This window comes from Gillisia sp. CAL575, from assembly GCF_000403785.1.
In the GTDB taxonomy this organism is placed as follows: Bacteria; Bacteroidota; Bacteroidia; order Flavobacteriales; family Flavobacteriaceae; genus Gillisia.
In genome coordinates this window covers 518,320-534,789 of record NZ_APHJ01000021.1, presented here as the reverse complement: position 1 = coordinate 534,789, position 16,470 = coordinate 518,320, and the positions used below count along the sequence as shown (strand labels likewise).

General features: G+C 35.2%; 10 protein-coding genes. All 10 read left to right on the top strand.

All coding sequences use genetic code 11. From position 1 onward, the window contains the following. Positions 1-26: 26 nt before the first annotated feature. The 10 genes from uvrC to I130_RS05060 all read left to right on the top strand — a co-directional run bounded on the left by uvrC (position 27) and on the right by I130_RS05060 (position 16,469). Positions 27-1,820, top strand: coding sequence for an excinuclease ABC subunit UvrC (gene uvrC, locus I130_RS05105; RefSeq protein ID WP_034920118.1), 1,794 nt, complete (start codon positions 27-29; stop codon positions 1,818-1,820). After that, positions 1,821-4,046, top strand: coding sequence for a patatin-like phospholipase family protein (locus I130_RS05100; protein ID WP_034920116.1), 2,226 nt, complete (start codon positions 1,821-1,823; stop codon positions 4,044-4,046). 42 nt (positions 4,047-4,088) lie between these two features. Continuing rightward, positions 4,089-4,484 (top strand): hypothetical protein, encoded by a 396-nt coding sequence (locus tag I130_RS05095; protein WP_034920114.1) that lies wholly within the window; start codon positions 4,089-4,091, stop codon positions 4,482-4,484. 115 nt (positions 4,485-4,599) lie between these two features. Then, the gene (locus I130_RS05090) at positions 4,600-8,979 is read left to right on the top strand and encodes a CusA/CzcA family heavy metal efflux RND transporter (protein WP_034920113.1); all 4,380 of its coding nucleotides are present in this window, start codon (positions 4,600-4,602) and stop codon (positions 8,977-8,979) included. 10 nt (positions 8,980-8,989) lie between these two features. Continuing rightward, the gene (locus I130_RS05085) at positions 8,990-10,189 is read left to right on the top strand and encodes an efflux RND transporter periplasmic adaptor subunit (RefSeq protein WP_034920112.1); all 1,200 of its coding nucleotides are present in this window, start codon (positions 8,990-8,992) and stop codon (positions 10,187-10,189) included. Between the two features lie 105 nt (positions 10,190-10,294). Further along, positions 10,295-10,714 carry a transcriptional repressor gene (locus I130_RS05080; protein ID WP_157480503.1) on the top strand — a complete coding sequence of 140 codons (420 nt, stop codon included), beginning with the start codon at positions 10,295-10,297 and terminating at the stop codon, positions 10,712-10,714. 77 nt (positions 10,715-10,791) lie between these two features. After that, a complete protein-coding gene (locus I130_RS05075) occupies positions 10,792-12,753 on the top strand; it encodes a heavy metal translocating P-type ATPase (protein WP_034920110.1) in 1,962 nt (653 codons plus the stop codon). Positions 12,754-12,950: 197 nt separating this feature from the next. Beyond that, the gene (locus tag I130_RS05070) at positions 12,951-14,111 is read left to right on the top strand and encodes a homogentisate 1,2-dioxygenase (RefSeq protein ID WP_034920108.1); all 1,161 of its coding nucleotides are present in this window, start codon (positions 12,951-12,953) and stop codon (positions 14,109-14,111) included. A 105-nt stretch (positions 14,112-14,216) separates the two neighbouring features. Continuing rightward, positions 14,217-15,377 carry a 4-hydroxyphenylpyruvate dioxygenase gene (gene hppD, locus I130_RS05065; protein WP_034920500.1) on the top strand — a complete coding sequence of 387 codons (1,161 nt, stop codon included), beginning with the start codon at positions 14,217-14,219 and terminating at the stop codon, positions 15,375-15,377. Positions 15,378-15,692: 315 nt separating this feature from the next. Next, positions 15,693-16,469 (top strand): DUF3108 domain-containing protein, encoded by a 777-nt coding sequence (locus tag I130_RS05060; RefSeq protein ID WP_034920106.1) that lies wholly within the window; start codon positions 15,693-15,695, stop codon positions 16,467-16,469. The last annotated feature ends 1 nt before the right edge of the window (position 16,470 follow it).

Here is a 16,470-nt window from a genome sequence, read left to right as displayed (position 1 = left end):
CGGGAATATGTAATATATTTGAAAAAATGGAAACTACGCCCCTAAAAATTCAGCTTCAAACACTTCCCGACAGTCCGGGGGTTTATCAATATTACGATAAGAATGGAAAGATCCTATATGTCGGGAAAGCTAAGAACCTAAAGAAAAGAGTTTCCTCCTACTTCAATAAATCTCATGATAGTCATAGAATAGATGTGATGGTTAAGAAGATCCATGATATCAAACATATTGTGGTGAACTCTGAAACCGATGCACTTTTGTTGGAGAACAATCTTATTAAAAAATATCAGCCACGATTTAACGTGATGCTGAAGGACGATAAAACCTATCCCTGGATCTGTATTAAAAATGAGCGTTTCCCTAGGGTTTTTCCCACAAGAAGACTCATAAAAGATGGGAGCGAATATTACGGCCCGTTTACAAGTTTTAAAACCGTAAATACCTTATTAGATCTTATTAAAGGTCTTTATCAGTTAAGAACTTGTAATTATGATCTAACTGAAGAAAAAATTAGAAACGGAAAATATAAAGTTTGTTTAGAATACCATTTAGGAAATTGTAAAGGGCCATGTGAAGGATTACAAACAGAAAAGCAATACAATGAAAATATAGAGGCGATCCGGAATATTGTAAAAGGGAATTTTAAAGATTCTGTACAATTATTTCACCTTCAAATGAGAGAGCATGCTGAAAAAATGGAATTTGAAGATGCTCAAAGGATTAAAGAGAAAATCCATGTATTAGAGAATTATCAGTCTAAATCTACCGTTGTAAATCCTAGGATTAATAATGTGGATGTGTTCTCTATTGTTAGCGATGAAGGATTTGGATACGTGAATTTCTTGCAAATCTCTCATGGCTCCATCATTCGATCCCATACAATAGAGATGAAGAAAAAATTGGATGAAACAGATAAGGAATTACTGGAGCTGGGAATAATTGAAATAAGACAACGCTTTAGTTCTATGTCCAGAGAAATTTATGTTCCTTTTAAAGTAGATGTTGGAGAAGAGATTAAAATTACCGTACCAAAATTGGGAGATAAAAAGAGCATAGTAGAGCTCTCTCATAGAAATGCTCGGTATTTTAGGCAAGAACAATTTAAACAAATGAAAATTGTAGATCCAGATAGGCATGTAAATAGGATCATGGCACAGATGAAAGAGGATTTGCGACTAAGTGTAGAGCCAAGACATATAGAATGCTTCGATAATTCCAATATTCAGGGAACTAATCCAGTGGCCGCTTGTGTGGTTTTTAAGAATGGAAAAGCCAGTAAAAAAGATTATAGAAAATTCAATATTAAGACCGTAGAAGGTCCAGATGATTTTGCCTCTATGGAAGAAGTTGTTTTTAGAAGGTATAAACGCTTACTTAATGAAGAAGAACCATTGCCGCAGCTTATAATTGTAGATGGCGGAAAAGGGCAACTTTCTTCTGGAGTTAAAGCTCTCGAAGCTTTAGGGTTGCGAGGGAAAATTGCGATTATTGGGATAGCTAAGAGACTGGAGGAACTATATTATCCGGGAGATTCTATTCCCCTGTACTTAGATAAAAAGTCTGAAACCTTAAAGATCATTCAGCAACTGCGAAATGAAGCGCATAGATTCGGGATTACTTTTCATAGAAATAAACGAAGCAGTGAGGCGTTGAATACAGAATTAGAATCTATTGTAGGAATTGGAGATAAGACTGTTGTAGAATTATTGAAACATTTTAGGTCGCTTAAACGAGTAAAAGAGGCTACCTTAGAGGAATTAGCTCCTGTAATTGGACTATCCAAAGCGAATATTATCTATAACAACTATCATCCCGCATAAATGAAGAATTCCATATTACTTATCGTCCTCTTGTTATCTCTTTCTGGGTTTGGACAGGAAAAAGAGGAGGCGAAGGTAGGATTGGTGCTAAGTGGTGGTGGAGCTAAAGGCCTCGCCCATATTGGTGTTCTAAAGGTGATCGAGGAAGCTGGAATCAAGATAGATTATATTGGAGGAAGTAGTATGGGAGCTATCATTGGTGGCTTATATGCCGCGGGATATACTGCCAATCAATTAGATTCAATATTCCATGAGATCAATTTCAATATCCTTATCCAAGATAATGTTCCTAGAAGTTCAAAGACTTTTTATGAAAAAGAGGAAGATGAAAAATACGCGTTGACCTTACCCTTCGATAATTTTAATATCTCCTTTCCTTCAGGACTTTCCAAAGGTCAGAATATTTATAATCTGATGTCTAAACTTACGCTGCATCTTGGCGGAAATCAGGATTTTAGTAAGTTGCCAATTCCTTTTTTTTGTATTGCGGCAGATATTGAAACGGGAAAGCAAGTGATATTGGAAAAAGGATCTTTAGCAAAAGCTGTTTCGGCTAGTGGTGCAATACCCTCTGTATTTAGCCCCGTGGTTATAGATGGAAAAATACTCACAGATGGTGGCGTTGTAAATAATTACCCTGTTGCAGAACTTAGAAGAAGAGGGGCAGATATTGTGATTGGAGTAGATGTTCAGGATAGTTTGGCAGATAGAAAGCACCTAAAGGGTGTCTTTGAGATTCTTACCCAGATAAATAATTTTAGAACTATTGCTCATATGAAGGAGAATATAGAGCTTACAGATGTCTATATCAAGCCAAATATTAATGGATTTAGCGTGCTTTCGTTTGAAAAAGGTTCTGCAATAATAGATTCTGGAGAAGTTGCAGCAAGAAATAAGTTGAAAGATCTAAAGCTCCTAGCTTCAAATCAACGTGCTGAAAGAAAACCACCTGTAAAAATAAATAGAATAGATACTATAAATATAGATGCATTGGTAATAGAAGGTAATAGTAGTTACCCAAGGGCCTATGTTCTGGGAAAACTGAATTTAAAATATGATTATAACTATACTATAGACAATTTAAACGATGGTATTAACAGACTATCTGCCACCGGGAACTTTGATAAGATTAATTATACTTTAACCCCCAAGAAAGACGCTTATACGCTTGCCTTAAAATTAGAAGAAAGCCAAAGCAAGACTTTTTTAAGATTGGCACTGCATTATGATAACCTTTACAAGAGTGGTGCATTAATAAACATCACCAAAAAAAGTTCTTTGTTTACTAATGATGTAGCCTCTTTAGATGTAGTATTAGGAGATAATTTTAGATATAACTTTCAATATTATATAGACAAAGGTTATTACTGGAGTTTGGGAATAAAGTCCAGATACAATGCATTCAATAAAGGAATCCCATTTGATTTTGTAGACAGCAATGCAGATGTAGATGGTATTGGAATTAATAAGATAGAAGTAGATTATCAAGATTACACCAATCAATTTTATGTAGAAACCCAGTTTCAGCAAGTATTATCTTTTGGAGTGGGGGTCGAACATAAATACCTAAAGGTGAATACAGAAACTTTAGGAAATATCTCTATGAGCGGTAACTCAAATACCACTTTTGAAAAAAGCAATTATTATAGCACTTTCGGATATTTAAAATTGGACAGTTTTGATAATAAGTATTTTCCGACCAAAGGAGTTTATTTTGAAGGCGATTTTCATCTTTATTTACTTTCGTCAGATTATAATAATGACTTTAATGAATTCTCTATTGCTAAAGGGGCGGTGGGTTATGTCTTTAGTCCGTTTAACAAATTTACAACCAAAATATCTTCTGGAGCAGGATTCAGAATAGGTCAAGCAGGCCCAAATTCTTTAGATTTCTTTCTTGGTGGCTACGGAAATGATTTTATCAATAATTTCATTTCATTTTATGGCTACGATTTTATTAGTATTTCTGGAGATAGCTATATAAAAGGGATGCTGGAACTGGACTATGAGATTTTTAAAAAAAATCATATCAGCCTAAGCGCCAATTTCGCAAATGTAGAAAACGAGTTATATTCTTCAGGGAACTGGTTCTCAACGCCAGATTACACCGGCTATGCTATTGGTTACGGCTTAGAGACTTTTTTGGGCCCCGTGGAAGTGAAATATTCTTACTCTCCTGAGGTCAAACAAAATGAATGGTTTATCAGCTTTGGATTTTGGTTTTAAATGCAATAGCATTGCAAGCAAAAAAAAGTACTTTTGTAGATAATGAATTTCATCACTTCCATATCACTTACTTTTCTATTCCTGCTTCAGGGATTTGGACTTACGTTAGATCTGTGTTGTGAACTGCCAAAAATCTCTAATCTTTTAGAACATTATGAAGAGCATAATGAGGCTTTTGGAGACTCATTTCTGGACTTCTTAGGCGAAGATTATTTTACTTTTGATGATTCTCAAAGTCATCATGACGACTCAGATCACGATGATCTACCCTTTCAAGGGAGTCATCATTGTTGTGCTCATTCTCTAGTTTTCTATTCATTAGATACAGAGTATGTGATTTCTCCTGAAATCACAGAGTTAAAACCACAGTATTCTTTTTATAATTCTGAGTTCTATTCAGAATTTTTGGACTCTCCTTTTCAGCCCCCGCAAGCATAATTTAATTAAGGTTTCAGTTATATTGTTATAAAACGTCCAATTTTGGATGCTTTATTTACTAGTTCTCTCGAAACTATCTTTAAAATTATTTTTTCATTTAATAATCAGCTTATTTATGCTTAACAGTATTATAAAATTTTCCATTACCAATAAATTGGTAATAGGATTACTCACTTTTGGATTGATGCTTTGGGGTGTTTATTCCTTAAATCAGCTGCCGGTAGATGCAGTGCCAGATATTACCAATAATCAAGTTCAAGTAATTACCACCTCTCCAAATTTAGCTGCAGTGGAGGTAGAAAGACTTATTACATTCCCTGTCGAAATTACGATGGCGACAATTCCTGAAATTGAGGAAATACGATCTTTTTCAAGATTTGGATTGTCTGTAGTTACCATAGTTTTTAAAGAAAATACAGATATTTATTGGGCCAGACAACAGGTAAACGAACGCTTAACCGAAGCTCAGGCTCAGATCCCACCTTCGGCCGGAAAGCCCGGAATTGCTCCATTATCTACAGGACTTGGAGAAATATATCAATATGTGATCACTACCAAAAAAGGTTATGAGGATAAGTATGATGATAGAGAACTTAGAACAATTCAGGATTGGATCATTCGGCGCCAGATTTTGGGAACACCAGGAGTTGCAGATGTAAGTAGTTTTGGTGGTCATCTTAAACAATATGAAATTGCAATAGTTCCGGCTCGTTTAAATGCAATGGATATTTCTATAAGCGAAATCTTTAAGGCTTTAGAATCCAATAACGAAAATACGGGAGGTGCTTATATTGAAAAAGGCAATAATGCTTTATTCATTAGGAGTGAAGGCCTGGTTGGTTCATTGGAAGATATTGGAAATATAGTAGTTAAAAACAACGCTAGTGGCAGTCCAATTTTAATTAAAGATGTAGCTAAAGTTCAAATTGGAAGTGCTGTTAGATATGGTGCTACTACCAGAAATGGAGAAGGGGAAGTGGTAAGTGCTATTGTAATGATGCTTAAAGGAGCAAATTCTGCTGAGGTTATAAAAAGCATCAAACTTAAAATGGACGAGATTAGGAAAACACTCCCAGAAGGAGTTGTTATTGAGCCCTTTTTAGATAGGACAAAATTGGTAGATAAGGCAATCGGTACGGTAACCACAAACCTTGTAGAGGGAGCTCTTATTGTTATTTTCGTATTACTTCTCTTGTTGGGAAATCTAAGAGCGGGACTTATAACTGCTTCGGTTATTCCGTTAGCCTTGCTTTTTGCATTTGGAATGATGCATGTCTTTGGTGTTTCAGCAAATCTTATGAGTTTGGGAGCTATAGATTTTGGTTTGATCGTGGATGGAGCGGTTATTATTGTAGAAGCCACACTCTTTCATTTAGGAGCGCTGAAACTTACCAGAAAACTTACTCAGCAAGAAATGGATGAGGAAGTGTTTAAATCTGCAAGTAAGATTAGGAACTCTGCTGCTTTTGGAGAAATAATTATTCTTATTGTTTATCTACCTATTCTGGCCTTAGTTGGAACCGAAGGAAAAATGTTTGGTCCTATGGCGCAAACGGTGAGTTTTGCCATTTTGGGAGCTTTCATTTTATCGTTGACCTATGTGCCAATGATGTCTGCCTTGGTTTTAAGCAAGAATACCAATCATAAACCAAATATTTCAGATAAAATCATGGCTTTTTTCAATAGGATTTATTCTCCTATGATAAAACGAGCAATGAATTTTAGAATAGGTGTTTTATTGATCACTTTAGGACTGCTTGTAGTTTCGTTATTTGTTTTTCTGAATATGGGTGGGGAGTTTATACCAACTTTGGAAGAAGGAGATTTTGCAGTTGAAACTCGTGTTATTACAGGAAGTTCTTTAAATAATACTATTGCAGCAACCACTAAAGCTGAAAAGATCTTATTGGACAATTTCCCAGAAGTAGAACAAGTGGTATCCAAGATTGGATCTGGGGAAATACCTACAGATCCTATGCCTATTGAAGCTGCCGATCTTATGATCATTTTGAAAGACAAGGATGATTGGACATCGGCTTCTTCCAGAGAGGAACTTGCAGATAAAATGAGTGAAGCTTTAGAAGTAATTCCAGGCGTAACCTTTGGTTTTCAGCAACCAATACAGATGAGGTTTAATGAATTGATGACGGGAGTTCGTCAAGATGTTGCAATTAAGATCTATGGAGAAAATTTAGATGAATTATCAGATTATGCGAGCCAAGTTGGAAGTATCGCCGAAAATGTTGATGGAGCCACCGATATTTATATTGAAGAAGTAACTGGAGTAGCACAAATAGCTATTAAGTTTAAAAGAGCGCAAATCGCGAAATATGGATTGAATATTAGAGATATAAATAGAAGTATTCAAACAGCTTTCGCTGGAGCTTCCGCAGGTTTGGTTTATGAAGGGGATAGGAGATTTGATATGGTTGTGAGATTAGACGAGCAAAACAGGCACAATTTGGAAAGCGTTCAGAATTTATATTTATCTGCTCCCGATGGACGGGAAATCCCATTGAATCAAGTGGCAGAGGTAAAGATAGAAGATGGTCCTTACCAAATTCAAAGGGACGATACTCAAAGAAGGATCGTAGTCGCTTTCAATGTTCGTAACCGGGATGTAGAAAGTGTAGTAGAAGAAATTAGCGCTAAAATAGACGAGGAAATCAGTTTTGCTCCCGGCTATACCGTTGGTTACGGTGGTCAATTTGAAAATTTACAGGAAGCAACTAAAAGGCTTAGTTATGCAGTGCCATTAGCTTTGTTACTCATATTTATTTTGCTGTATTTCACTTTTGGATCTATAAAACAAGGAATTTTAATTTTTACGGCCATTCCGCTTTCGGCAATTGGTGGTGTATTTGCCCTTTATTTTAGAGATCTTCCATTTAGTATCTCTGCAGGAGTCGGCTTTATTGCACTATTTGGTGTTGCAGTGTTAAACGGAATTGTACTTATAGCAGAATTTAACCGACTTAAAAAAGATGGAGTAACAGATGTTTTTCAAAGAGTGTATCAAGGAACAGCTACTCGTTTACGACCTGTTATTATGACAGCTTCTGTAGCTTCTTTAGGGTTTTTGCCAATGGCACTGTCGGGGTCGGCAGGGGCAGAGGTGCAACGTCCTTTGGCAACGGTTGTAATTGGAGGTCTAATTTCGGCCACCTTGCTAACTTTAATTGTGCTTCCTGTGTTGTATTATTATTTTGAAAAAGGATGGAGAAAAACTCCTAAAGCAGCGATCTTAATTTTGCTTTTTGGAATTGGCTTCGGAAATTCTGGATTTGCTCAAGAAAAAGATCCTTTAAAAACATATTCTTCTCTAGACGAATTAATAACTACTGCAGTTCAAAATAATCCAGAAATAAAGGCTGCTAAATTCAAAACAAAACAAGTTGAAGCTTTAAATGGAAATTCATGGAATCTTCCTAAAACTGAATTCAATGGAGAGTATGGTCAAAATAATAGTATTTATGATGATGATCTTCGGCTAAGTGTAAGTCAGCGATTTGAGTTCCCTTCAGTTTATATAAATAGATCTAAACTTAATAATGCTGAAGTTAAAAGCAGTGAGATTATGGAGTCTCAATCCAAAAATGAATTAATTGCTCAGGTAAAGGCTGCATACTACAGCCTTTTAATTGAAAAAGGAAAACGGGAAATTTTTCTTAAACAAGATAGTATTTATTCTAATTTTAATAGAGCTGCAGAAATAAGGTATAAAACGGGAGAAAGTAATATTCTAGAGCGTGCCACTGCGAGTTCTAGAATTGCAGAAATAGAAGTACATCAGGAAGAAAATCGAGTAGCAATTAGGGAATTTCAAAGAGAACTTCAGCAATTGCTTAATTCAGATCAAATGATAGATGTTCCTTTCGTCGCGATTCAATTTTTAGGTGAACATGAAAAATCACTACCTCAAAAGGATTCTTTAAATAATCCTAGGCTTGCATTTTTCGCACAACAAATAGAAGTATCTCAATTAGAACAAAAAGTAGAACGAGCGAAACTTTTACCAGATCTAACGATTGGATATTTTAATCAATCTTCTAATGGGCCAGGATTAAACCGCGCTGGAGAAAGCATTTTGTATGATTCGTCAGATAGATTCTCTGGATTGTTATTTGGAATTTCCATTCCTATTTGGGCAAAACCGCAACTTTCTAAAATTAAGGCGGAACAATTTAAAACTAAAGAAAGAGAAGCAACCTATCAATCCATAACCAACAAGATGAACACTCATTACGTACTCTTGATGGAAAGATTTGCTCAACTTCAAATAAATATTGAATCTTACAATGAATATGCACTTCCGCAGGCCAAATTGATCTTTAAGCAAGCACAAAGAGGATTTAAAGAAGGAGAAATTGGATATGTAGAATATATTCAGAGCTTAGATAGAGCTGCAAAAATAGAGTTAGATTATTTAGAGATTATCAATCAATTCTATCAAACAAAAACAGATTTAGAATTCATTACCGGAAACCAAAATTAAAAGCATCAAAATGAAAAATATAATATCAAAAATAGTCTTAGCATTCCTTTTCATTTCTATGATAAGTTGTGGGAAATCTGTTTCAGAAGAAAAAACAGAGGCGAAAGCAGAGAAACATTCAGAAGATGAAAACCATATTGAGTTAACCAATGAACAACTTAAGAACACCAATATTGAAATAGGCAAAGCAGAGATGCGATCTCTAGGTAGTGAGATTAGTGTAAACGGAATTATAGATGTGCCGCCACAAGGCAATATCTCGATTAATATCCCTTACGGTGGATTTCTAAAATATACAGAAATGTTGCCTGGAACAAAGGTGAAAAAAGGGCAACTCTTAGCAGTTATAGAAAATCCTATGTTTATAGATATTCAGCAAAACTATTTAGAAACTTTAGCAAAAGGAGAATACTTGAAAACTGATTTTGAGCGACAAGAAATCTTGTATAATGAAAAGGTTTCTTCAGCAAAAGTATATCAGCAAGCTAAGAGTATGTATAATACAAATAGAGCTCAAATTAATGCAATGGAAGAGAAATTGCGATTGATTGGGGTGAATCTAAAAAGTTTAAAGGCAGGAAAGGTTAGTTCTGCCGTGAACATATATTCTCCTGTTACTGGGCAGGTACGAGAAGTTTTTAGCAATATAGGAAAGTTTGTAGGCCCTGAAGATATTATTATGGACGTTACAGATGCTAAGGATTTACATGTAGAACTTACAGTATATGAAAGTGATATAACAAAAGTGAGAACTGGTCAAAAAATAAGATTTAGCTTAGCTAATAAACCCGAAAGTTGGAAAGAAGCTGAGGTGTATCTGATAGGAAGTGGTGTTCGCGATGATAGAAGTATTACAGTGCACGGTCACTTATTAAAGGAATATGAAGATTTATGGCCTGGAATGTTTGTAAATGCAAGAATTGAAACGGGAACTTCAGATAGTTATACGCTCCCAGAAGATGCTGTGGTTAGATTTAATGCGAAAAACTATATTTTTATTAGCAAAGGAAGCAATGAAGAAAATGGAGTTGAAAAGCATAACTTTGAAATGATAGAAGTGAAAACAGGTTCATCAGAAGCGGGTATAATACAAATAAATCCAGTTGAACAGGAGCTTGATTTTAAAACCGCTACTATAGTTTTAAAAGACGCAAACACCTTGTTGGCTACTGCTAAGAATAGTGAAGACGGTGGTGGCCATGGACATTAATTCCTCAATACGGGTTTAATGAATTTATGATAATAGAACTCTCCATATTAAAAATGGGAATATACCTCTTAGGCTCGTTCCTAGTTTTTTGAATAACTAGCTAAAATGATAAAGGACATAGATAATTTTTTAGAGCAAAAGAAAATAAGGCCGACGGCTATGCGCATCCTTATTTTCAAATATTTAGAAGAGCAAAGTGTGGCTGCAAGTCTTACCGATATTGAAAATGCTTTTGATAAATCTGAACGTACCACTTTATACAGAACTTTAAAAACCTTTGAAGAACACGGAATCGTGCATACTATAGATGACGGATCGGGAATTAACAAATTTGCGCTTTGTGAAGAAAATTGCAATTGCGAGGTAGATACAGATCTACATCTGCATTTTCATTGCAATAAGTGCGGGGAAACGGTGTGCTTAACCAATCACAAGATCCCACACATAAGTCTACCCGACGGCTACTTGGCTGAAGATGTTAATTTGGTAGTAAAGGGTATCTGCGAGAAATGCAGCGGAAAATAATGCACTTCTATTGCACTTTAAACTTCATTATTTTTGAATGAGAATTAAAAAGCAGACTATTCTATATAATTAAATAGATGAAAAAGAAAAAATTAAATCTTCGAGACCTCAATACAAAAGAACATTTTGGTGAGCATAATCACGATGATGGTCATAGCCATGCAAATCCTGAAGAATTGTCCAATTTTAAAACCTATTTACCCGCTATTTTCAGCTTTGCAATGCTGATTATTGGAATTGGACTTGATTACTTTGATGTTTCAGTTTTTAAAGATTGGATTCGTATTGTTTGGTATTCTGTTGCCTATATTCCTGTAGGATTTCCTGTGATTAAGGAAGGGTGGAATAGCATTATTAAGGGTGAATTTTTTACGGAATTTCTTTTAATGTCCATCGCTACAATAGGTGCTTTTGCCATTGGTGAATATCCAGAAGGAGTTGCAGTAATGTTGTTTTATGCTGTGGGTGAATTGTTTCAGAATGCAGCTGTGAAAAAGGCAAAATCCAACATCAAAGCCTTACTAGATGTAAGGCCGAATGAAGCTTTAGTTTATCGCAACAATAATTATATTTCGGTAGATCCTGAAAGTGTTGCAATTGGAGAAAAAGTGCAAGTTAGAGTAGGTGAGAAAATTCCATTAGATGGGATTTTACTTTCTGAAAAAGGTTCGTTCAATACAGCCGCCTTAACAGGAGAGAGTAAACCTAATACTTTAGCAAAGGGCGAAAAAGTGTTTGCGGGAAGCATTAATCTTGATGGGGTAATAGAAATTGAAACTACCAAAGAGTTTAAAGATAGCTCCATAGCACGAATTTTAGATATGGTGCAAAACGCCACTGCAAGAAAATCTAAAACTGAATTGTTTATCAGGAAATTTGCTAGAGTTTATACACCCATTGTTGTTTTTCTTGCAATTGCCTTAACGATTTTACCATATTTCTTTGTTGAAAATTATGAGTTTGAAGACTGGTTGTATCGAGCCTTGATCTTCTTGGTTATTTCCTGTCCTTGTGCTTTAGTAATCTCAATCCCATTGGGATATTTTGGTGGATTGGGAGCGGCCTCAAAGAATGGGATTCTTTTTAAAGGCGCATCTTTTTTAGATGAAATGACCAAAGTGAATACGGTCGTGATGGATAAAACCGGAACAGTGACCAAAGGAGTGTTCAAAATAAGAGAAATAAAAGCCATTGGTAGGGAAGAGTCTGAATTCATGAAATACTTAATGGCGATGGAGGAAAAATCTACCCATCCCATTGCTAAGGCGATTATGGAATATAAAGCCGAAGAACAAGATTTTGAGGCAACCAATGTTTCTGAAATTGCAGGTAAGGGATTGAAAGGAACGGTGAATGCTAAAAGCGTTTTAGTTGGAAATAAGGCTTTGCTGACTTCTAACAAAATTGATGTTCCCTCTGACACAGACAAGATTGTGGAATCTATTGTTATGGTTTCTATTGATGGTAAATTTTCTGGCTATGTAGTTATTGCAGATGAATTAAAGGAGGATGCACACGAAGCCATTAAACAAATTCGGAAATCTGGTATTTCAAAAATAATAATGCTTTCTGGAGATAAAGATTCTATCACCCAACAAGTTGCAAAAGAACTTGGAATTGACAGTGCAAAAGGAGGGTTACTTCCTGAGGACAAACTAAAGGAAGTAGAAAATCTAAAGAAACAAATAGGCAGAAAAGTAGCTTTTATAGGAGATGGAATAAACGATGCTCCGGTTTTGGCTGTAAGTGATGTTGGAATTGCTATGGGAGGTTTAGGTAGTGATGTTGCTATTGAAACTGCAGATGTTATAATACAAACAGACCAACCTAGTAAGATCGCGAGGGCTATTCAAATAGGCCGTTCTACTCGAAAGATCGTGTGGCAGAATATAGCTTTAGCTTTTGGAGTAAAAATAATTGTGCTTATTTTAGGCGCCGGTGGATTGGCCACAATGTGGGAAGCGGTTTTTGCTGATGTTGGGGTAGCATTCTTAGCTATTTTAAATGCGATAAGACTTCAGAAAATGAAATGGGATTAAATGCTTTTTTTATACTAAAAAAAGTAGATTTTCAGGATTAAATAAGCAATAGAGTCCTGTTGTGACAATATTAGTTTTAAGGCTTCTTTAGTATATTTTTGATAAAAAATAGCGATATTTGTTAGACTTGATAGTAAACTTCACATATAAGTAGTAAACTTTATTAACTGAAGTTTTTAACCTAAAACTGAGATCTCATGCCATTTTATCATAAGCTGGGGAAAATTCCACATAAACGCCATACAGTTTTTAAAAAACCAGATGGCAGCTTGTATTCGGAACAACTTTTTGGAACTATAGGTTTCGATGGGATGTCGTCTAATTCTTATCACGAGCATAGACCTACACAGGTTAAAGAAATACGAGGGAGCTATAGTGTTAAGCCGAAAGTTGCCACGGCAAACAATATAAAGTCTTATAGATTTAGAGGGTTTCAGGTCATTCCGCATCCAGATTATTTGGAAAGTAGAAAAGTGATGCTTACAAATAGTGATGTTGATATAATACTGGCGTCGCCACAGGAGTCCACAAATGACTATTTTTATAAAAACACAGACGCAGATGAGCTGATTTTTATTCATAAAGGGAGCGGGAAATTAAGAACCCATTTAGGGAATCTAGATTTCAAATATGGAGATTACTTATTAATCCCGAGAGGAGTAATTTATAAGTTGGATTTTGACGATGAAAATAATCGTCTTTTTATAGTAGAATCCAGAAGACCTATTTATACTCCTAAAAGATATAGAAACTACTTTGGGCAGTTGCTAGAACATTCGCCATTTTGTGAGCGCGATCTAAGGCAGCCTTATGAATTGGAAACCAACGATGAAAAAGGAGACTTTTTAATTAAAGTAAAAAAGCAAGGAGAAATTTTTGATATGATCTATGCTACTCACCCTTTTGATGTGGTAGGTTATGATGGTTACAATTATCCATATGCTTTTTCTATACATGATTTTGAACCCATAACAGGTAGAATCCATCAGCCACCTCCAGTGCATCAAACTTTCGAGACCGATGCTTTTGTGGTTTGTAGTTTTTGTCCTAGAAAATATGATTATCATCCAGAAAGTATTCCTGCACCATATAACCACAGTAATATAGATAGCGATGAGGTATTGTATTATGTAGATGGCGATTTTATGAGCAGAAATGATATTGAAGCAGGGCATATTTCATTGCATCCCGCGGGAATTCCTCATGGACCGCACCCAGGAGCTGTAGAGAGAAGTATTGGACAGACTGAAACAGAAGAGCTTGCAGTAATGGTAGATACATTTAAACCATTAATGGTAACAGAAGAAGCTATGAAAATAGCAGACGATACGTATCATAAATCATGGTTAGATCATTAATTGATGGATAAAAAGGAAAACATTTCTGTTCAAGCTAGAGCGATGTGGTAAATTAGATGCCCCAAATTGCGAAAAAGAGGTTGAATGAATTCAAAAATTAAAACAATGAGCAGAAAGATAGAGTCAGTAAATTACGGATTAGAAAAAATATTTGAGGGAGCGCAAGATTTCTTGCCACTTTTAGGAACAGATTATGTAGAGTTGTATGTTGGTAATGCGAAACAAGCAGCACATTTTTACAAGACTGCATTTGGATTTCAATCGCTGGCTTATAAGGGTTTAGAGACTGGAAGTAGAGATACAGTTTCTTATGTGTTAAAACAAGATAAGATTAGGCTAGTTCTTACCTCTCCTTTAAATTCTGAACAAGAGATAAACAAGCATGTTGTAAAGCATGGAGACGGGGTTAAAGTGGTAGCTCTATGGGTAGAAGATGCTAGATCTGCTTACGAAGAAACTACTAAGCGTGGTGCTAAATCTTATTTGGAGCCAACGGTAGAAAAAGATGAAAATGGAGAGGTAGTAAAAGCTGGAATATACACATACGGGGAAACTGTACATATGTTTATAGAGCGTAAAAACTTTAATGGAGCCTTTTTGCCAGGATATGTGAAGTGGGAGTCAGATTACAATCCAGAGCCAGTTGGGTTAAAATATATTGACCACATGGTAGGAAATGTAGGTTGGAATGAAATGAACATCTGGGTAAAATGGTACGAAGATGTGATGGGCTTTGTTAACTTTCTTTCTTTTGATGACAAACAAATCCATACCGAATATTCTGCCTTAATGAGTAAGGTAATGAGTAATGGAAACGGAAGAATTAAGTTTCCTATTAATGAGCCTGCTGAAGGAAAGAAAAGATCCCAAATTGAAGAATATTTAGATTTCTATGAAGGGCCTGGAGTTCAGCATATTGCGATGGCTACAGATGATATCATCAAAGCGGTTACAGATTTAAGATCTAGAGGAATTGAGTTTTTATCTACTCCTCCAGATGAATATTATAATGCGATCCCTGGAAGGTTGGAAGAATTTAGTCATGAGCTACGTGAAGATCTTAAAAGATTAAAAGGTTTAGGAATTATGGTAGATGCAGATGAAGAAGGCTACCTTTTACAAATTTTTACCAAGCCATTACAAGACAGACCAACCATGTTTTTTGAGATCATTCAGCGAATGGGAGCAAAAGGTTTTGGCGCAGGGAACTTTAAAGCCTTGTTTGAGTCTATTGAGAGAGAGCAAGAATTGCGAGGAACATTGTAGAAATAATTAAATAATAACAGACTTAATTAGATAAGAACCAAATAATTGCAGACTTGACAAATTTTGAGTTAAAGTTTATTTTAGGCTTGCAAAATAGACTAAATCTCAGGACTTTTGCACCGCAATTTCGGAGTGGTTACCAAAATTGAATTAAATTTTTTTCATAATTTAAGTTTTAGTTGGTTAATAAGATAAAAACCTCATCATTAATTTGATGGGGTTTTTTTGTTTTATACATTTGGAATGGAAATTGTAATTCTTTGTTATCAATAAAACTTAAATAAGTTCATTAGGTGTTAATTAAAGCTCCAATACATGAAAAATAGATTTACAATTTTTTGTCTCCTCCTGCTAGTGTTACCATTAAGTTCATTTTCTCAAAAAGCTTTCCAAGATGGAGAATGGTTTAAATTTAGAATTCACTATGGTCCTTTTAATGCCAGCTATGCCACTATTGGCGTAAATGAAACAACGCTAAATAATAAAAAAGTTTATCATATAGTAGGAAAGGGAAAATCTACTGGTTTACTGCATTTGTTTTTTAAAGTAGATGATAATTATGAAACTTATATAGATAAAAGAACAGGCTTGCCATATAGATTTGTTAGAAAGATAAATGAAGGTGGGCATACTAAAGATCTCACGATTGAGTTTGATCATGATAATAATAAGGCTGAAGTATTTGATAAGAAACATAATGAGAACAAAACATATACTACAGAGAAGGATGTACATGATATGTTATCTGCATTTTATTTTGTTAGAAATGAAATCAACCCAAGTGCTTTAAACGTTGGTGATGAGCTGCATTTAAATATGTTCTTTGATCAAGAAAATCATGATTTTAAATTAAAGTTCCTTGGAAAGGAAGTTTTAAGCACAAAATTTGGTAAAATTGCCACTTTAAAATTCAGGCCATTTGTTATGGCTGGAAGAGTTTTTAAAGAGAAAGAAAGTCTCACTTTTTGGATAAGTGATGATAAAAATAAGATTCCAGTAAAAATTGAAGCAGATTTGGCTGTTGGTGCACTTGAGGCTGATCTGGAAGAATTTAAGGGCTTAAAACATCAGCTTAAAATAATAATGAATTAAA